The organism is Pseudomonas sp. Y39-6 (assembly GCF_023651955.1).
Classification (GTDB): domain Bacteria; phylum Pseudomonadota; class Gammaproteobacteria; order Pseudomonadales; family Pseudomonadaceae; genus Aquipseudomonas; species Aquipseudomonas veronii.
The window spans coordinates 1,750,850-1,770,662 of the sequence record NZ_CP069594.1; the positions used below are offsets into that span (position 1 = coordinate 1,750,850).

The window sequence follows — 19,813 nt, forward strand, 5'->3', positions numbered from 1 at the left end:
AACCCAGTGTTGAGGAGAGTGGAAATGCCTAATAACACACCATCGGACAAGCGCTTATCCAAAAGCGGCCTTCCAACTCCGAAAATGGCGGCTGAACCCGTGGTACCGCCACCTTTCGCGTTGCCTTTATTGAGTGATGAAACGGCGTACACCATTCCACGTTCGGCGCAGGCGGCGGACTTGCCGGTAGAAGTCCAGACGTTATGGGCCGGTGGGGATGGGCTGGATCCTGGCGAGGTGACCGTCATCAGATTTTATTGGGATGATGAATCGACGCCGTTCGCTACCGCGTCCCGTACCGCATTTTATGATGAGAGCGACCTGCCGGTGGTCGGGCTTGTGCCGCAGATAAAACTGAACTCACCCGGCCTGCATTTGCTGCGCTACACCGTGACGTTGGTGCCGGGCGATACGGCCGGCCCGTCCAGTCCGATTCTCATTAATATCGACAAGGAGGCGCCTAATCAGAATAACCGGGGGGCACCGTTGATTTTTCCATCAGAGATAGAAAGCGGCGGAGTGACGGATGCGTACCTGGTGTCTAACGGTGATCGCGTCGTGGCACGGGTTCCGCGCTGGCCGGACATTCGGCTTGAGGATGAAGTGACGGCCGACCTGGTGCGTTTGCCCCTGAGCAAGGCCAAAGGCAAGCGTCGGGTGCTTGCGGACGGGATCGCCCGTACCACGATCACTCAGGCCCACTTGGATGGCGCTCCCATTGAGCTGATCTTTACCGGTGACGTGCTGCGCAGTCATGTCAACGCTGAATACAATGCCCGTTATTTTTTGAGCGACAGGGGCGGCAACGAAGGCCCGCCTTCACGCACTTCAGTCCTGCTGATAGACCTGACACCCACGCCGGGCACCCTCAGGGCTGTCGACGTTCCCCAATTGGCGATCGACGGGCGGATCGATCTGGAGGATGCTCGGGACCCGGGGTTTCCAGGCGGTGTGTATATACACATCCTGGAAGTGGTCGGGGCCGCGCCCGGCGATGTTCTGCAGCCATTTTGGGACTTCATTGCTCTGCCCCCGATTACCGTCGGCGTAGGCCAGGTCTGGCCGATCGTGGTGCAGATCGACTATGGAACCCTGGCCAGTGGCGGCTTCGAGTTTATCGGCGGTACGATCAGGACGGATTACACCTGGCAGCGCGGGACCGGAACGCCGAGACGTTCACTTCCCAGGTTTGCGCCGGTCAATCTGACCGTCGCAGGGCCGGTAAGCCCGAACAACCCTGACCCGGTGAACCCGTTGCTGGAACGGGTCACTGTCAAAGGCCGAGACGGCGACAACCTGTTGACGATCAGCGACCGGGGCCAGCCGGCGCGGGTTATTGTGCGACTCTATGTCGGCCCTGTTGCGAACCAGTCGTTGGAATTGATGTGGGGCAACCCTCCCGTGCTTGCCGATACCTATACCGTGCGGCCTGAAGACAGGGCGGGGGACGAGATTGCGTTCTTCGTCCCATGGGATCTGATCGAGCAAACACCGGGCGGCATTGTCCCCACGTTCTATTGGACGTTTAACGGAATCAACAGACAGCGTTCGCCTCATACGGATGTGATGGTCAATATTGTGCCGATCGATGGGTTGCGCGACCCTGAATTTCCCGATGTCAACTATGGGCCTGCGCCTGATGCAGGCTTTATCAACTGCGACATGCGGCCTTGGGACAGAGGCGTCCGAGTGAGAATTCCCGGCGACAGCAGCCGGTTGTCGGAGCAGGACACGGTTGTCTTGTCTTGGGCGAGCTACGCCAATACCAACGGCAATTCAGATGGCGTCATTCCAGAAACGATCGATACGTTCTCCCATACGCTGACGCAACAAGAGGCGGAGCAGGGCTATGACTTTTGGGTGCCGTTTGACCCCTATATCCTGCTGCCGGGACTTGTAAAGCCGCCTGAGGGGCAAACCAATCCGCGCTATGGCTCGGCGGTCATACAGTATCGGCTGATCAAAAGCGGCGGAGGGGGGATAGGGGATTCCCGTCGGGAACTGGTGTTCATTTCTCTGACTCGCCTCGGCACCCTGCCGCCCTGCATCAGTGATTGAACCTGGCATGTTGTACGTGCAATCGGGAGGGCATGAAGCCTTCCCGGTTTCATTTTCAGACGTTGGATTCCTGCCTTTTTGCGCTATTTCGCAATAAAAAAAGCCGCTTGGACGGTTGTCGTCGAAGGGGCCAGTGGCGGCCTTTCGCTCAATTTTTACATATATCAACCTGTCAAGTTTGACAGTTACGAAGGCTTTTCGAAAAGAGTTTACTGCGCTTGTCAGTGTGAGTTCGTTGAGTCGTTGTGAGTGGCACTGATCAACAGCAGTACACATTTGTCGGAAGTTCCTGAAGGTCCATTCGCGGTGGGCCCTCGGCTCCGTCTACCCAGGAGTTTGTAAAAATGGCAAACCCAGCACGTTTCAAAGATGTAAAGGCGTCTAAAGCGTCTTCGAATAAACCCAACACATGGCCCACCATCCTGACCCCGCCAGCGCCGGCTGATATTCATACGCTGCCGGATGTAGTAGGGGATGACCAACTCGCTGTAGTCAGCGCCGAGCAACAGAGGGACGGGCTGCCCGCGACGATACGGCTCTGGCCGAATGCTGCCGAGTTTCCGGGAGAGTTCGATATCTTGACGGTTTCGCTTGAAGGACAGGCAGTTCAACTTCAAGAGATCGAAGGTCCTATCACGGCTGACGTGGATATTGTGATCAAGTCGGGCCGTCTTAGAACCCATGGACCGAAAGATATTACCTACTCCGTTACGCTAAGCGGCTTACCCGCTGGCGAGTTTTCCTTGCCGCAGACCGTCTTTGTCGATGCGATCGACCCCAATGGCAATAACCGGCCGGGTGCCCTCACGCTGCCGGTTGATTTGCCATCGGAAGGGGTGACACCTGCGTATTTGGCGGCACATGGTGGCGTCACGCTGACCTTCCCCCGGCCAGTGGATTCAAGACCTGGGGATACTCTTGTGGCGTTTTTTGGCGAGACGGACGATACGGGCAAGACGATTAACGTTCCGCCCACAGGGCCGATTACCCTCACGTATAACACGCTTGAAATTCAGGGCTTCGGAGAGGGCGATTTTTTAATCAGCTATCAGATCTCCGACAGGGCAGGAAATGCCACACAAGTGTCGATACCCCGCACGCTCTCGGTTAGAACGAGCAATCCACCTGTGCTGCTGGCCCCGCTGGTTCCCAATGCAGGCGCTCTGATCGACAAGGAAGAGGCGCGTGATGGGGTGCTGGTGACTGTGCCCACCATCGACAACTTCCACCCCAACGACTGGGTACATATCTTTATGAACGGCATTGAGTTTGGTAGTCAGCGCCTTGGCGTCACGCCAGTATTTGCGTTGCCGTTTGTCGTTGGTTACTCCACCCTGCGCGCAGGTGGCGTGCTGTATACCGCCAGTTTCAAATATGAAGTTCGTCGTGGTCTGGATACATACCCCTCTCCGGAGACCGACGTCCCCGTCGACTTTGTGGAGCCCGGCACGCCGATCCCCGGGGAGGGGCCGGTGGATACAGCGCTGGCATTGCCTGTGGTGAGAGGCGATTCGGCGGTTGATAACTCGTTGATTGCGTCCGACCTGGACGGTACGATTCGTGCGACCTTTCCCATCTATGCGGGGCGTACAACGACTCCGGGCACTGAGTTCATCGATCTCTATTACGGGTTCATGGACGGGACGGCTGTCGGTACGTATGGAGTCACGGGTACGGAACCTGAAGGGACCATGATATCGATAACTATCGCGTCGGATATCATTGAAAGCTACGGGAACGGTGAAGTTCCTTGTTGGTATCGGGTACGCAATGCTAACAATTACAAAGAGTCCCGTAAGCAGAACGTGAATGTTAACGTCTTTTCGCTTGACGGGTTGGCGGACCCTGTCTTTACCAACCTGTTCACGCCGCCACCGCCTTCCACCGACGCGCCCTTCATTTCCTGTGAGCAAATACCTTGGGTCGGCGTGCCCATCAGGATTTTTGATCCGGTGACGCTCCAGGATGGTGACACCGTCGTTATTCACGCTGTGCGGTATCTCTATTCAGGTGTGACAAAGCCTCCAACGCCGGTGGCGGGCAGTGAGATAAACAGTCCTCCTATAGGGATTGGGCCGTCTGAAAGGATCAACGGTTTCACCTATAATTTTGCCTTGAATTCTTACTTCGACGGCGATACGGCAAGGCGGCGCGGTTGGCTGGAAGTCAGTTGGAGCATCATCCGCTCGGGGCCGCCGCCAGAGAGTGGAACGTCGGACCCTGTTGCGGTGAAGTGGGATATCCGCAGCAGCGCTTCAACAGGGACTTGTGCCCCCATCACCCTAATAAACGGCTCGTTGGCCTAGGCCTTCATACGCACCTATTCGGGCCTCCAGGTAATCAAAAGTCCCCTCTCGTTGAGGGGATTTTTGTAGGTATTAGATAAGGAATATCCTACATATCCTTTCTTTTTGGATCTTTAGTCTCTGCGGCTCTTGAAAACGGAACCTGCTCGATACGGCTCCGGTTTCGAACTGGAACTTTTTTCTGAGAGTCGCAAAACATGATCCATACCTCTACTCACCCACGTTTTCGTTGTACGCGTTTGTCCACCGCGATCAAGCTCATTGCAGCCGCCCCTCTGTGCCTGTTGGGCGAGCAAGCCTTTGCCGTAAAAGTCATTGATGGGCAAACTGGCCCGGCTTATTTCGACGTCGTCCCTGGCTCGCACACCGACAATTATATTGTGCAACGCGAAGGCGTCTTGAATGTGAAGCCAGGTGGTGTCACGCGTGAGATTCTCGTGACCGGCGCCTCCACCCTCAACATGGATGGAGGCCGCGTTGACGGCTACTCCACTCTCGATGCAGCCATACTTCTGAATCGAAGCAACGCCACCATTGCCAACTCACAGATTACCAGCTACTCCAAGGGTGGCCTGGATATGTCCCGCAGCCTGTCGGAGGATATCGGCTCCGAAGCCGTAGTGAGCAACAGCCAGATCACGGGTGCCACCTACGGCGCTACGGTCACGGCGTTCAGCCATCTGCAGTTGCTCGACGGCTCCACGCTGACCGGCAGCAGCCAGGAAGGCCTGAAGTTGATGGGCGGCAAGGCCTCCGTGGTGGGTAGTACCATTACCGGGGCGACTAATGGCGTCACGATGACCCGCGAGCATCGCACGGTAAACGAAGCTCCCGTGTTGGTGCTGGAAGGTTCGCGTGTCGAAGGCGTGAGCGGCCCGGCCATTCTGGTGAATCAGGCCATTACCGCCGAGATCGATGTAAACAACGGCTCCACGCTGATCGGCGGCAACGGCAACATGCTGGAGCTGACCGGTGGCGGCAATGCCAACATGCGTGTCAACAACAGCGCCCTGGCCGGCAACATCCAGGTAGGCACCGACAGCGCCCTCGACCTGAGCCTTGATGGCGCCATCATGAAGGGCGATGTGATCAACAATGGCGGTAGCGCCAGTGTCGGCCTGAACAACGGCTCGGTCCTCACCGGGCGCCTGGAGCACGTCGATAAACTGGCGATCAACAGCGACGCCACCTGGGTGATGGTCGACCATCAGCAGGTGGGTGACTTGTCCCTGAGCGGCGGCAACGTCAAGTTCGGCGAGACCGGTACGTTCTACCAGCTGGACGTGGCCAACCTGTCGGGCAACGGCACCTTCATCATGAGCGCGGATTTCGCCACCCTGAGCAGCGATTTCCTTAATGTGACCGGCACGTCGTCGGGCGACCACAAACTGCTGATCGCCAGCAGCGGTGCTGACCCGTTGAGCGATGACCGCCTGCATGTCGTACACACCGCCGACGGTGGCGCCCAGTTCAGCCTGATCGGCGATCGCGTGGATGTCGGGACCTATTCCTACAGCCTGATCAATGACAACGACGGCAAGGACTGGCTGCTCGACCCAGGCAGCAAGGTGATCAGCCCGAGCACCAACTCGGTGTTGGCATTGTTCAACGCAGCCCCCACTGTATTGCTGGGCGAAATGACCACCCTGCGCACCCGCATGGGTGAACTGCGCTTCAGCGAAGGTCAGTCGGCTGGGCTGTGGACCCGCGCCTATGGCAACAAGTATGAGGTGTCCAACGACAAGACCGGCTTGGGTTACAGCCAGTCGCAACGCGGCTTCGCGCTCGGTGCCGACGCGCCGGTATCGGGTGGTGACGGCCAGTGGCTGATCGGTGCAATGGTCGGTCACAGCACCTCGGACCTGGACCTGAACCGTGGCAGCAGTGCAACTATCGACAGCTACTATGTCGGCGGTTACGCCACCTGGCTGGATGTCGAGAGCGGGTTCTACTTTGACGGTGTGCTCAAGTTCAACCGCATGCACAACGAGTCCAATGTGGCCATGAGCGACGGCAAGAAAGGCAAGGGCAACTATGCGCAAAACGCAATGGGCGCGTCGGCGGAAGTCGGTCGCCACATCACGCTGGACGACGGTTTCTTCGTTGAACCATATGGCCAGTTGTCTGCGGTGATTACCCAGGGCCAGAGCTACACGCTGGACAATGGCCTGGACGCCAAGGGTGACCGCTCCAGTACGGTGATCGGTGAACTCGGTACTACCGTGGGGCGCAATATCCAGCTGGAAAGCGGCGGCGTCTTGCAGCCGTACTTGAAGGCGGCGGTGGCCCACGAGTTCGATCAGAGCAATAAAGTGTTCGTCAACGACAACTCGTTCAACAACGACTTGTCGGGTTCGCGCCTGAAGCTGGGTGCGGGTGTGGCGATGTCGGTATCGCAGAACCTGAAGTTGCATGCGGATCTGGAACACAGCACGGGCAAGAACATCAAGCAGCCGTATGGGGTTAACCTGGGCTTGCGCTACGATTTTTAACGGGCTGGATGTATAGCGCGGTAGCGGTATAAACCGTGCGGGTAATGAAAATGCCCCGTCTCGAAAGAGGCGGGGCATTTTTTTGCTTTAAGGCAGGGCGGGGTGGTTTTAAATGCTCACCACCGCCACGGTCGTGTTGCCAGAGTTGCAGACCAGTAAGTATTGGCCATCGGGAGTACAAGCCAGCCCGTTAGGCTGATCAAAACCGTTAATCGTGCCAATCAGTGTCTCACTGTTCATGTCAATGACTCGGACGCGGTTACCGGCAAGTTCTGAAACATACGCCAATGGTCGAGTTGGATGAAAGGCAATACCTCGTGGATCACTGAGGCCTGTGAGGGATTTGATGAATGTGAGGCTATCGTTTTCGGTGTTGTAAATATCAAGTTTGTTTAAGCCTGATACGGACACATAGAGTCGTTCGAGCGGTGCATCAAACCCGGTGTGGGCAAGTTCCTGAGCAACTGCGCCGTTAACGACAGTATGGGTGCGGACTCCACTGCTGAGTGTGTACCGTTCCGTGTTGTAGCCTGTTGTAAATATGGCTGTGCCTTGTGGATTAGTTACTATCGCTCGGGGGGCAGCTGTTCCACCGAAATTTGTCACATATTGGCCACTTGTTGTGTCAAAGACGGAAAAAGCCAAAGAGCTGCCGCTAGCGAGTAGGCCTATAAACATTCGCGACCCGGTGGGGTTTATGCCTATTGCGTAGGCCGCTGAGTAACTGAAGGCGAAGGGGTAACTAAACGTGAAAGTACTGAGATTGAGGACTGGAGCTTGGTAATTAGCGCCAAGTCCGGTGTTGGCCGAGAGAAAGAGCCTTGGCTCCGTAGGGTGCAATGCAAGTCTATAAACATAGTTATAAGCTAGTGTTCTGATCGCGCCACTTGCGAAATTAATGACCGAAACCGAATAGGCACGCGCATTCAGGACACACACTGTGTTGCCATCTCGACTGATTGCGATTTGATTCGGACCGTTCCCCACAGTGATGTGACGAATGATCTCGCCTGACCCCTTACGCGTCACATAAGTAGGCACCTTGAAGTACTTGGCCGTCTCCAGGCTGTTGGAACCGTCCAGCGATACCCAGGCTTTGACCGCAACCTCGCTGTTGTTCTCCAAGCCTGACAAATAGCTGGCGGGTATCAGGTCGAGCGTGCGTCCGGCATTGAATTCCGCGGATGTCACGCCGACCGCAAGCCGCAGGTCGCGATTGGTCGTGCTGAGTAACTGAATCCACACGGGTTGCCCGGCTCTGAAGAACGGCCATTTATCAATCCGCACGTTGTTCGCCACTGCCGTATTGATCGCCCCACCCGAGGCTTCGGGGATACTGACCAGTTCGAATTCCTGCTCTGGCAGCTCTTCGACCTCCAGGGTCAATTCCCGCGACTGGGTGATGGCGTTGTCGCGGGTCACCTCGAAAAATACCCGGCACTTGCGACCCAGGTTCGCCCCCACGAATACGTTGGACGTGGTGAACGTGATGTACTCCTCCCCCGCATCAGGGATGCCGGGTTTCATCGGGATATTCGGTGTTCCAATCCCAGTGCCGCTTTCTCCGATGATATGTACTTTGACGTTATCGCTGGCGAGCATGGCATAGGTCACGCGGACAGTGACAACGGCAGGACGCGGCGGCAGGACATGTAGGGGGTTGATCGAGGCGAGGCTGGGCGGCTTGATCGGGGTAGACTCCAGTACGACCGGTTCTGGCAACTCCAGTGCGCTGCCTATCGTAATCACCAGATCATGGGAGATGAGTTGGCGTGGCTGTCCAGGCGCATCGACCGTGTAGTAAAGGCGTGCCGAGCCGTTCAGGTTGTTCAGGACGATAGTTCGAGGAATCGTGAAGGGCAGGTCTGCCCCCAACCAGTTTGAATCGATCAGGAAGGCGATTGGCGGATTGCTGCCGCCCGCCTTGCTCCCTTCAAAGTGCAGGGTAACTACGGCATTCAGTACAAAACTGGCATGGTGGTGAACGGTGACGTTCAGGTTGGCCTTGCTGACGAGCGGGTCGAACACATGATTTGGCGGCACAGCCTGCCGGGTGGTCGGGGCACGCAGTGAGGCCTGGGTCTCGCCGATACTCAGCTCGAGTCGACGTGACGGCGGCCGATTGTTGACTTTGTAATAGGTAATGAGAGAGCCACCTTCCAACTGGGCGATGGGCCCGCCGGGTCCGTTGGGCAAGTCAAAGTAAATGTCACCGATGCCTGCCATATCGCTGTATTCGGCGTAATAAGACCTGCCATTGGCGAAGGTACCTTCCAGTACCAGCGTGACGCGATCATTGGATAGCTGGCCGGGGTAGGTCTTGATGAGCACTTCAAACGGATTGACGGTGGGATCAGGCAGCGTGCCACCCATGGCCGCCTCGACAATGGGCGCTGCCAGGCCGACCTCGCCAGGCGTGCCGACGATGTTGACGTTGGCACCTCTGGAGTCGCGCGGTAGAACGCCTGTACGTATGCGCTGATAGGTCAACTGAATGCGACCGTTGACCAGCGGCAGGATGTCTGCGAACGGCCAGGGGATCTTCGCGGTGACGATGGTCGGTGATACGACAGGGAAATCGTAAAATGTGATGATCCGGATACCCTCAGCGGTGAGGCCGTTGACCCTCACACGAATCGTATCGCCGGAGATATAACCTTCATTGCGCACGGGAACAATAATGGTCGCCGGTTCGCCACCGAGGCTATCGGCATCGAGTTGATCGTTACCGTCGGGATCCTGTTCGGCCTCATCAATATAGGCTTCACGCAGCAGCGGCTGCGCCCCATCGTCAAGGCGCACCGTCAGTTCTTGTTCGGGTGAGAACCCGAGGGACGCGTTGCCTACCTCGTCGAATAGGTTGTATTCACAGATTTTTACCCCGCTGCCCACGGTGGCCCAGGTGTTCGCGTAGACCCATATGGTAATGGGCGCAGTACCCGCTGCTTCAAATTCGCTGACACGGTGTTCAACCACGACTCCGCCTATGCTTAGGCGAATGCGATCTCGCACCTTGCGGCGGTTGGCGACGGGCGCCGAGGAATCCACCGGGTAATAGTCGATGATCACCGGTACGCCTTTACCCGCGGTGTCGCTGTCCACGCCAAATTGTATGACGTCGTCGGGAAATATCGGTTTGGGCAGGTTTTCGTTTTGCCATGTGCTGGCTATCGGGTCGCGTCCACCGGGGTGTTCGATATCAACTTTGATGTTGAAGCGTTTGGTCTGTTGAGTGTTGCCTCCCAAAGGAGTTACGAATGCCTGTAGTGCATTGCCTGCCTCGCTGATGAAATGCTTGCTGGGCACATACAGGACAATTTGTGTGCCTTTGAGGGCTTCGTCTTCGGTCACGGTGTGAAAAACAACCCGTTCGTCGTTGAGCATCAACTCGATGAAGTCGTTTTCTGCCTGGTTCAGGTAGCTGAACAAAATGCACGTGACACCTTTTTCATTCACCTCCAGCGCCGCCCGGTTGAGCCCGCCGTCGAAACTGACGACAGGGGTGCTCAGCGTCGGCAGGTACAGGGGAAGATCGGCGAACGGCGTCTGGCGAAACGATAGAGGGGTCAATGTCGAGCCGTCGACCTGAGGCAGCGTGAAACCTTCCGATCGCGGCTCGTCCGGTTCGCGGGCACTGAATTCATCGCTTGGAGGATCGTAGGGCAACACGGGCAAAGCGTTGTCGGCGGGGATGAGCGCTTGATCATCGGAGTCTGTGGCCATGATCGTAATCCTGTCTGAGCAGTTGATTGGACGACTGACGCGAGGCGTCGGCACGCTCAATTCAACGTCCTGAACCCGGGACTGCCTAGCTGTGAGAAATGACAGTGCCGACGAATGGTGAACCCGACTTGTCCGTCAGCTAAAACACCACCAACGACACTGAATCCCCGCCGATATTGGCCACGTAGCCGTGGGAATCGTCTGGAGCCACCACCAGCCCGCGCGGCTTGTTAAACCCGGCATAGCTGCCAATCACCTGTCGCGAGCGCGTATCGATAATGCCCAGCAGGTCGCCATCGGTCTGCGACACGTAGGCCCGATCACGCCCGCGTTCGAAGGCGATGTCGTAGGGGCCCAGCAACCCGGTCAAGGTCTGCTCGATGCGCTGGGTCGAGGTGTTGCCGATCGTGACGCTGCCGCCTTCGCGCGCGCTGATATACACCTGAGAGCCACGGGGGTTATGGGCAATGGCGACGGGGGCGGAGCGGGTGTCGGCGCTGTTGATCAGGCTGTTGGTCGGCAGATTGATGATGGACCAGTCGAAGAATGTGGCCACGTGTGCGCGGTTGTTATCAGGGCTGACGGCGACATCGATGGGCGCGCGCACCGGGATCGAAGCCACGCGTTGGTGGTTGCTTGTGTCGATGACGACCAGGCGCGATGCACCTTCATCGGCCACATACAGGCGCGAGCCGTTGGCATTGAAGCGAATGCCTCGGACGGTGGTGAACCCGGTCAGCGTGTCGATCAGCGAATAGTCCCGCGTGCTGTAGAGGCGAATCGGGGTATTGGTGGCGCTGCTGTTGTCGGTCACATACAGACGCTCGGCCGTTGGATGAATGGCCAGGCGCAACGGCGAGCCCGGCACCTCGAAGCTGTCGATGACGCGGTTACGCAGGGTGTCGATGACCCAGATCGAAGTGCGGCCGAAGGTGCAGGCGACGTAGAGCCGCGTACCGTCCGGGCTGAGCGCCAGGGCGTTCGGCGAATTGCCCACCGGGATTGTGGCGAAGATGCCCACGGTGTTGCTTATGCGGTAGTCGACAGGGCGAAAGGCGATGGCGAAATCCTTATGGGCGCTGCCGTTCAGCGATACCCGCGCCTCAACCCGCAGGGTGCTCTGGGTCGGCAAGGATTGCAGATAATCGGCGGGTAAGCGGACTTCCACGCGTTTGGCATTGAACTCCGCGGCGCTCAGCGGCGTGCCGTCGCGCAGCACCCGATTGGCCGCGGCCTTGATTTCGAGCCACACCGGCTGCCCGGTCCGCATGAACGGCCATGCCTGAATCACTGCACTATGCGTCACGTTGGCGTTGATGATGCCGTTCGACGCCTGGGGCACGTTGACCAGGTCCAGCACTTGTTCGGCCAGCGGGTCGATGGTCAAGGTCAACACCTGGGAGATGCTGGTGGCACCGGCACGGGTCACGGTATAGGACAATGCAGCGTCTCTGCCCAGGTTGGCGGCAATCACCCGATTACTGATGATGAAGTCGACATAACCTTTCATCGGGTCGCCTGGCCGTGGATTGATGACGGGCGTTCCGAGCCCGTAGGTGCCGGTGAATCTGGGCTGGATATCATCGCTGGCCAGCATCGGCTTGTAGCTCACCCGAAACGTGCAGACCGGCGGCTCCAGCACATGTTGCGGGTTGAGCCGGGCGGTGGAGGGGTCGGCGATGTTGATCGTGCTTTCCAGAATATGCGGCACCGGCAGTTGCAGACCGCTGCCGACGCTCATCACCAACGCCTGGGAATAACGGGTGCGCTGGCCGGCGTGCTCCACCCGATAGTAAATGCGCGCCGAGCCGTTGAGGTTGGCCACGACAAACACCCGTGCGATGACAAACGCCAGGTCCTGCCCGACCCACGGCTGGGTGATGGGGAACCGGTCCGGTGGGGCGCTGCCGCCCATGGCGCTGCCTTCGACGTACAGGGTGACCGTGGCGCCTTCCGTGAAAGCGGCATGCGCCGCAACCCTCACGTTGGCATTGCCTCGGGATTGCTCGGGGTCGAAGTTGAAGGCAGGGGCGGGTGCTTGCAACACCTCAGGCGCGGGCAGGGCGTCCTGGGGCTCGCCGATGTTGAGTTGCAGAATGGCCGACGGTGGGCGCCCCCCGGCGGTGTTGATGTAGTAGTAGAGCATCAGCTCGCCGCCATCGAGCTGGCGGATGTCACCGTCGATCCCATTGTGCAGTTCGAACACGACGCTGCCTTCGCCGGCCGGCAACCCGTGCTCCTGATAAAAACGGTGGCCGTTGGCGTAGGTGCCTTCCAGCACCAGCGTGACGCGGTCAAACGGCTTTTGGCCGGTGTAAGCCGCGATCGTAACGGTCACCGGGTCGGTCAAGGGATGCAGAACGCCGCCGCTGGCGGCCGGCACTTGCGGTGCCACGAGGCCGGTTTGTTCGGGGGTTCCGCTCACTTGGACGAAGGTGTTTTCCGAGGGGCGGTTGACTTGCCCTGTGCGAATTCGCTCATAACTCAGTTGGATCAAGGCGCCGATAAGCATACGCACGTCAGCATTGGGCCATGGGACGTCGACGAAAGGCGTTGTGGTCGATGTGATACTGGCATTGTAGGTCTGTTCGACATCGACACCTTCCGGCAAACGCCCGCGAATGGTCAGTCGAAGACCGTCGCCCGACGCCCAGCCTTTTCCCTCGACAGCCACCCTGAGGGTTGCGTCTTTGCCTGCCAGCGTGTCCGCATCCAGCGTGCCGGTCGGTGCTTCGACAATCTGGGCGGCGTCCAGCAACCGTTCGTTGGGATCCAGCCGCACTTCGATCAGTTGCATCGGCGAGCGCCCCGACGCGTAGTTGCCGACCTCATCGATGACATCGTAGGCGCAGGCCTGAAAGCCACTGCCGATGCGCAGCCAGGTGCCGTAATAGACCGTGATTGAAATCGGGTTGCGGCTGCTGGCCTCATTCTCTGTGACGATGTGCTCGATGATTTGCCCACCGATGATCAAGCGAATGCGATCGCGTACCGCCCGGTAGGTACTGGGAGGCCGGTTGAGGTCCAGCGGGTAAAAGGGGATTCTCACCACCACCCCACGCCCGGCTGCGGCCGAATCGATCAGGACCTGCGCCGGTTGCGGTCGCGACAGTTGTTCATTGACCCAGGGCGGGCGGGTAACGGGGTCGCTGCCGGTTGGCGCCACGGTGTCGATCTTGAGGGTCAGGCGTTGGGTTTCTTCTACGCGGTGATCGAGGTGCGTCACCCGGAAAAATACGGGCCCGGCGGCGCCGTCGACCAAGCGGGCCAGGGAGATGTGCAGGGTAATCGCCTTTGCTTCGCGCGCTTCTTGCTCGGTTACGGTATGGAAGTCGACCGGGACCAGCAGGTCGCTACAGAACAACTCGATGAAGTCGCCTTCAAGCTGGCCTGCGTAGGCGCGCAAGATGCAAATCAGGCCCGCGCTGCCATGGCTCTCCAGCAGCAGTTGATACACGCCGCCGGAGAAGCCCACGACCGGGGTCGTCAGGCCGGGAATATAAGGCGACAACTGCGCGACGAAAGGGGGCGCGTTGCGGTCTGGAGCCATGGTTTTCACCTCGTGCTGGGCCAAGGAGCCGAAAAGGTCCGGGGCACACAAGGATTGAACGCAGAAGGGCAGCGAGCAGGCTAGCTGTTAGAAATGACAGTGCCGACAGGCGGTAGCGGCCCTCGGCAGCCGCTAGCCTTGGCGGTTCCAATGCCTGAACAGTGGCTCCGCCAGAAACAACACGAACAACAAGCGCATCACCTGCATAGCCGTCACCAACGGCACCGACAGTTGCAGGGTTTCCGCGGTCAAGCTCATCTCGGCAATACCACCGGGCATCATGCCCAGGGTCAATGAGCGCAGGTCCAGTTGGGTCATCGCACTCAAGCCCACGGCGGCCAGCGTCGCCAGCACCATGGTCAAGGCGGTGCCGATCAAGGTGCGCGCCATGAACGACGGCGCACTGCGGAAGAACTGACGATTGAAGTGGCAGCCCAACCCGCTGCCGATCAGCCACTGGCCGATCTGGCTGCCGCCGTCGGGCAGGCCGATGTGCAGGTCCCACGCCACACTGGCGGTGGCACTGACCAACAGTGGCCCGAACAACCATGGGTTCGGCTGACGCAAGCGTTGCCAGCCCCAGGCCACCAGCGCACCGGCGGGAAACAGCAGCGCCAGCCAGGCCCAGCTCACGGGGGCGGGATGAAACTGCGGCGCGCCACCGTCCAGCACATACTTGAAGATCGCCGGTACGCACAGCACCACCACCAACACCCGCAAGCTTTGCCCCGCCGCGACCCGGCTGAGCACCGCGCCATTGCGTGCGCCGAGGTTGACCATCTCGCCGGAACCGCCGGGCATGCTGGAGAAAAACGCGGTGGCGCGGTCTTCGCCGCTGCGGCGCATCAACCACACGCCGACCACGCTCGACAGGCTGGTGACCAGCGCGCCGAAGAAGATCAAACCGAAGTGGCTCATCACCTGTTCGATCACCAGCGGAGTGAAGTGCAGGCCGATACCGATGCCCACCACCCATTGGCCGCCTTTGCGCCCGCCGGGAATCTCCGCCAACTGCCACGGCGTGAGGCAACGCACGAGAATGATCGCCAGTAGCGAACCGACCATATACGGCAACGGCCAGCCGATCTGGCTGGCCAGGTAACCGCCGGCCAGACCGACCAGCGGTGTTCCCCACCAGTGTTTAAAGCTGGCCTCAGACATCGGCCACGGCACGACGCTGCAACGCACGTTTGCGGTAGATGCGCGCCAGCGGTAACAGCAGCATCACGGCGGTCAATACCCAGACACCGAAGGTGATCGGGCTGGACCACAGGATCTCCAGCGCACCGTTGGAGATCGACAGCGCGCGGCGCAGGTTCTGCTCCATCAGGCCGCCGAGGATAAAGCCCAGCAACACCGGCGACAGCGGGAAGTCGAGCTTGCGCAGGATGTAGCCGAAGATGCCGATGCCGATCATCAGGAACAGATCGAACGTGGTGGCGTGAACCGCGTACACGCCGATCGCGGTAATGATCGCGATCACCGGCACCAGCGCCCAGTTCGGCACGGCGAGGATGCGCGTGAAGATGCGGATCATCGGGATGTTGAGGATCACCAGCATGATGTTGGCGATGAACAACGAGGCGATCAGGCCCCAGACGATATCCGGTTGCTGTTGGAACAACAGCGGGCCCGGCGTGATGTTGTACAGCGACAGGGCGCCGATCATCACCGCGGTGGTGCCCGAACCCGGCACGCCCAGGGTCAGCATCGGCACCAGCGCACCGCAGGCGGAGGCGCCGATGGCGGTTTCCGGTGCCGCCAGACCGCGCATGTCACCTTGTCCGAATTTACCGCTGGCCCCGGCCAGGCGTTTCTCGGTCATGTAGGCCACGGCTGACGCCAACGTCGCGCCAGCGCCGGGCAATACGCCCATGATGAAACCGAGCAGGCCGCACCGGATGTTCACCGCAAATACCGACGAGGCTTCCTTCAGGTTAAACATCATCCGCCCGGTGGCTTTCACCGCTTCCTGGCCACGGTGGGTTTTTTCCAGCAGCAACAGGATCTCGCTGATGGAGAACAGGCCCAGCACCAACACCACGAACTGGATGCCGTCGGTCAGGTGGATGTTATCGCCGGTAAAGCGGTACACGCCGCTGTTGGCGTCGATGCCCACCGCCGACAGGAACAGGCCGATCAGCGCCGCGACAAAGGTCTTCAGCGGTTTATCGCCGGCCATGCCGCCGAGGCAGACAATCGCGAACACCATCAGTACGAAATATTCCGCCGGGCCGAAGGCAATCGCCCACTTGGCCAGCAGCGGGGCAAACAGCACCATGCCGCAGGTGGCGATAAACGCGCCGATGAACGAACTCCACGCCGACAACGACAAGGCCACACCGGCCAGGCCTTTGCGGGCCATCGGGTAACCGTCGAGGGTGGTCATCACGGTGGAGGCTTCGCCCGGGATGTTCAGCAGGATCGAACTGATACGCCCACCGTATTCGCAGCCCAGGTACACGGCCGCCAGCAGGATCAACGCCGACTCCGGCGGCAGGCCCAGGGCGAACGCGATGGGGATCAGCAGCGCCACGCCGTTGATCGGGCCCAGGCCCGGCAGCAGGCCGACCACGGTGCCGATCAAGGTGCCGCACAGCGCGGTCACCAGGTTGTAGGGGGACAGTGCCACGCCGAAGCCCTGGCCCAAATAGCCGAAAGTATCCATATCAGTTCTCCAGAACGTCGAGCAGGCCGAGGGGCAGCGGAACATCCATGGCTTTATCGAACAGCAGATAAAGGCCGACGCTCATCAAGGTGATGATCACCGCACCGGGCAACCAGCGGCCGCCATACAGCCGTGCCATCGGAATGCCGATCAACATGCTGCTGAGAATGAAACCGAGGGATTCGAAGGTGGCGGCAAACACGATCAACAGCGCCACGCAGATGCCGATCTTGATCAGGGTGGCGCGGTCCAGCGCGGGTTCTTCCTCAGTGTGTTTGGTCGGCTGCGGGCGAAACAGCATGTAGATCAGCGCCAGGCTCATCAGCCCGAGCATCAGCAGCGGGTAGGCCCGAGGCCCCACGGGTTCGTAGGAAAACGACGCCTGGTAGGGCCAGGCCATCAAGGCCAGGCCCGCGCAGGCCAGCAGCAGCGCGGCGGCGAATATGCGTTGTAAGAGCATGTTGAACTCCTGGGCCACGCCCCTGGTTCAGCAGGGCGTGGCCGCGCGACAGAGGGGCGATTACTGGATCAGGCCGAACTCTTTGGCCAGCACTTTGTAGTCCGCTACCTGCTTCTTCACGTAGGTGTCCAGCTCCGGGCCGGTCATGGCGAACGGGAACAGCTCGCGCTGGTCACGCAGCTTGGCGAAGTCTTCGGAGGCCAGCAGTTTGTCGAAGGCGTCTTTCCACCAGGCGTAGTCGGCATCGCTGACTTTTGGCCCAAGGTAGAAACCGCGCACCACTGGCCAGACGATGTCGTAGCCTTGCTCTCTGGCGGTCGGAATATCCTTCATTTCCGGCTCGTCCAGGCGCGCTTCGGAGAACACCGCGAGCAAGCGCATGTCTCCACTCTGGATATGGGGCATGGAATCGGAGATGTCGGTACTGCCCACCTGGATGTGGTTGCCCATCAGCGCGGTGACAATTTCACCGCCACCTTCCAGCGCCACATAGCGCAGGTCGCGCGGGTTGATCCCGGCGGCCTTGGCGATCAGCGCGGTTTGCATCCAGTCCTGGCTACCCACGGTGCCGCCGGAACCGATGACCACTTTGCTCGGATCTTTCTTCAGTGCCTGCACCAGGTCGTCGAGATTTTTGTAAGGCGAATCGCTTTTCACCGCGATGGCGCCGTAGCTGGTGCCGACCGCCGCCAGCCAACGCACGGCGCTTTCATCGAAGCGCCCGAACTTGCCCTGGGCCAGGTTCAACAGCGAGCCGCTGGACCAGGCCACCAAGGTGCCGCCGTCTGCAGGGCGCTGTGCGACCACGGCGTTGTAGGCCACTGCGCCCACGCCACCGGGCATGTAGGTCACGCGCATCGGCTTGCTCAGCAGCTTCTGGTTGACCAGCGCGCTTTGCGCCAGTTTGCAGGTCAGGTCAAAACCACCGCCAGGGGAGGCCGGGGCGATGCATTCCGGGCGCTTGGGTTCGTCGGCGGCCAGCAGTTGGCCGGCGAACAGCATGCAGCCGGCGGCGAGGGCGAATTTACGCAATGAAAGGGTCATGGTTATCTCCATCGTTGTTGTTATGAGTGGCTATTACCAGGCACTGCTTACCAGAGCGCGACGCTGTAACTGACCAGCAGGCGTACTTCATCCGCATCGCGGGCTGAATAGTTGGAACGATACGTCGCATTGCGCAGGCGCACGGCGACATCCTTGAACGTGCCGCTTTGCACCACGTACTTGATCTCGCTGTTGCGTTCCCACTCCTTGCCGGTCTCGCCGTTCTTGAGCTTGATATGGTCACCCGACAGGTAACGGCTCATGAAACTCAGGCCGGGAATCCCCAGCTTGGCGAAGTCATAGTCGTAGCGTGCCTGCCAGGAGCGTTCCTCAGCGCCGGCAAAGTCGTTGATCTGCACGAAGTTGACCAGGTACGGGTCGCTGCCATCCACATACGGAAACGCGCTGTCGCCGGACATGTGCTGGTAGCCGGCGCTGAGCTTATGGCCATTGAGGGCATAGCTGAACAGGCCGTTGAGGGAGGTGTTGTCGATCTTGCCGCCGCGGGCGGCGCCGGTGTCGTCGCTGATCGCCAGGCGCAGATCGGTGGCGAAGGTGCCGGGGCCCATCGGGCGCGCAGCCACCAGGCCGAGGAAGTGCTGGCGGTACACGTCGTCGAGTTGGGCGAAGTGATAGCTGCCGGTGATCTTGTCGGCGAACTTGTAGTCCACGCCGCCGAAATTGAAGTGCTTGCCGGTGGCGCCGCTGAGGAAACGGCTGTTCTTGTTGTTGAGGGCGATGTCCTCGTAGTTGGTGTCGTCGCGGTCCTTGGCCTTGTCGAGACGGCCACCGGTGAACACCAGGTTCTTGAACTCTTTCGAGGTGATCAGGCCGCCGTTGAAGGTTTGCGGCAGGATGCGGCCGTCGTTGGGCTTGAGGATCGGCAGCTCGGGGATCAGCGCGCCGACTTTCAGCTCGGTGGCGGAGATCTTCACTTTGCCGGTCAGGCCCAGCTTGGAATACTCGTTGGCGGCGCGGCCATCGTCGTGGGTGGGCAGCAGGCCGGTGCCGGTGCGGTCGGGGCTGGAGTCGAGCTTGACGCCGAGCATGCCCAGCGCATCCACGCCAAAGCCGACGGTGCCATCGGTGTAGCCCGATTGCAGGTTGAGCATGAAGCCCTGGGCCCATTCGTCGCGCTTGGATTGCTGGGCGCTGGTGCCGTCGCGAAAGTCGCGGTTGAAGTACATGTTGCGGGTTTCCAGGGTCGCGCTGCTGTCTTCGAAGAAGGCGGCTTGGGCAAGCGGCGAAAAGCCGGCAAGGGTGGCGGCGCTGGCAAGGGCGGTTTGGGTCAGGCGGGAAAAACGCACAGGCGTGCAAGCCTGGGGCTGTGTCGACAGCATCGTTGAGTACTCCGTTATTGTTCTTATTTGACGAAAACGCTTCGAGGCGTTTTTCGGGCGCTACGGATCAGGCAGCTCGGCGGGCATGGCCTACCGTGGCTGGATGCTAAAGGGTGAAGCTTTCACTAACCTTTCAGTTGCCTTTCAATGTTTTCGGGCTTCACAGCCCAGG

10 protein-coding genes are annotated in these 19,813 nt (G+C 59.7%); 3 read left to right on the forward strand and 7 right to left on the reverse strand.

Going from position 1 to position 19,813, the window contains the following annotated elements; genetic code table 11:
* The first annotated feature begins 24 nt into the window (after window positions 1-24).
* From JN756_RS07915 to JN756_RS07925, 3 genes are all read left to right on the forward strand, one after another.
* Complete coding sequence (locus tag JN756_RS07915) at window positions 25-2,058, forward strand: hypothetical protein (protein ID WP_057004963.1); 2,034 nt, start codon at window positions 25-27, stop codon at window positions 2,056-2,058.
* A 344-nt stretch (window positions 2,059-2,402) separates the two neighbouring features.
* Complete coding sequence (locus JN756_RS07920; RefSeq protein ID WP_201021974.1) at window positions 2,403-4,364, forward strand: hypothetical protein; 1,962 nt, start codon at window positions 2,403-2,405, stop codon at window positions 4,362-4,364.
* A 197-nt stretch (window positions 4,365-4,561) separates the two neighbouring features.
* The gene (locus JN756_RS07925) at window positions 4,562-6,856 is read left to right on the forward strand and encodes an autotransporter outer membrane beta-barrel domain-containing protein (RefSeq protein WP_128191918.1); all 2,295 of its coding nucleotides are present in this window, start codon (window positions 4,562-4,564) and stop codon (window positions 6,854-6,856) included.
* A gap of 108 nt (window positions 6,857-6,964) precedes the next feature.
* Here JN756_RS07925 and JN756_RS07930 read toward each other — a convergent pair whose 3' ends face one another.
* The 7 genes from JN756_RS07930 to JN756_RS07960 all read right to left on the reverse strand — a co-directional run bounded on the left by JN756_RS07930 (window position 6,965) and on the right by JN756_RS07960 (window position 19,641).
* Window positions 6,965-10,579 carry a YncE family protein gene (locus JN756_RS07930; protein WP_201021975.1) on the reverse strand — a complete coding sequence of 1,205 codons (3,615 nt, stop codon included), beginning with the start codon at window positions 10,577-10,579 and terminating at the stop codon, window positions 6,965-6,967.
* Window positions 10,580-10,718: 139 nt separating this feature from the next.
* Window positions 10,719-14,129 carry a YncE family protein gene (locus tag JN756_RS07935; protein WP_201021976.1) on the reverse strand — a complete coding sequence of 1,137 codons (3,411 nt, stop codon included), beginning with the start codon at window positions 14,127-14,129 and terminating at the stop codon, window positions 10,719-10,721.
* Between the two features lie 132 nt (window positions 14,130-14,261).
* Entirely contained in the window at window positions 14,262-15,290 is a 1,029-nt protein-coding gene (locus tag JN756_RS07940; RefSeq protein WP_057005007.1) for an AbrB family transcriptional regulator, read from the reverse strand.
* The gene (locus tag JN756_RS07945; protein WP_017844900.1) at window positions 15,283-16,797 is read right to left on the reverse strand and encodes a tripartite tricarboxylate transporter permease; all 1,515 of its coding nucleotides are present in this window, start codon (window positions 16,795-16,797) and stop codon (window positions 15,283-15,285) included. The genes JN756_RS07940 and JN756_RS07945 overlap by 8 nt, the downstream gene beginning before the upstream one ends.
* A 1-nt stretch (window position 16,798) precedes the next feature.
* Window positions 16,799-17,257, reverse strand: coding sequence for a tripartite tricarboxylate transporter TctB family protein (locus JN756_RS07950; RefSeq protein WP_046384376.1), 459 nt, complete (start codon window positions 17,255-17,257; stop codon window positions 16,799-16,801).
* A gap of 60 nt (window positions 17,258-17,317) precedes the next feature.
* Window positions 17,318-18,307 carry a Bug family tripartite tricarboxylate transporter substrate binding protein gene (locus JN756_RS07955; RefSeq protein WP_164887021.1) on the reverse strand — a complete coding sequence of 330 codons (990 nt, stop codon included), beginning with the start codon at window positions 18,305-18,307 and terminating at the stop codon, window positions 17,318-17,320.
* Window positions 18,308-18,348: 41 nt separating this feature from the next.
* Entirely contained in the window at window positions 18,349-19,641 is a 1,293-nt protein-coding gene (locus JN756_RS07960; protein ID WP_046384374.1) for an OprD family porin, read from the reverse strand.
* Window positions 19,642-19,813: the final 172 nt, after the last annotated feature.

Bases quoted from the DNA above. Each gene is read 5' to 3' on its own strand.
- JN756_RS07920 (WP_201021974.1), top strand. From the start codon at position 2,403: ATGGCAAACCCAGCACGTTTCAAAGATGTAAAGGCGTCTAAAGCGTCT.
- JN756_RS07960 (WP_046384374.1), bottom strand. From the start codon at position 19,641: ATGCTGTCGACACAGCCCCAGGCTTGCACGCCTGTGCGTTTTTCCCGC.
- JN756_RS07915 (WP_057004963.1), top strand. From the start codon at position 25: ATGCCTAATAACACACCATCGGACAAGCGCTTATCCAAAAGCGGCCTT.
- JN756_RS07925 (WP_128191918.1), top strand. From the start codon at position 4,562: ATGATCCATACCTCTACTCACCCACGTTTTCGTTGTACGCGTTTGTCC.
- JN756_RS07935 (WP_201021976.1), bottom strand. From the start codon at position 14,129: ATGGCTCCAGACCGCAACGCGCCCCCTTTCGTCGCGCAGTTGTCGCCT.
- JN756_RS07940 (WP_057005007.1), bottom strand. From the start codon at position 15,290: ATGTCTGAGGCCAGCTTTAAACACTGGTGGGGAACACCGCTGGTCGGT.
- JN756_RS07950 (WP_046384376.1), bottom strand. From the start codon at position 17,257: ATGCTCTTACAACGCATATTCGCCGCCGCGCTGCTGCTGGCCTGCGCG.
- JN756_RS07945 (WP_017844900.1), bottom strand. From the start codon at position 16,797: ATGGATACTTTCGGCTATTTGGGCCAGGGCTTCGGCGTGGCACTGTCC.
- JN756_RS07930 (WP_201021975.1), bottom strand. From the start codon at position 10,579: ATGGCCACAGACTCCGATGATCAAGCGCTCATCCCCGCCGACAACGCT.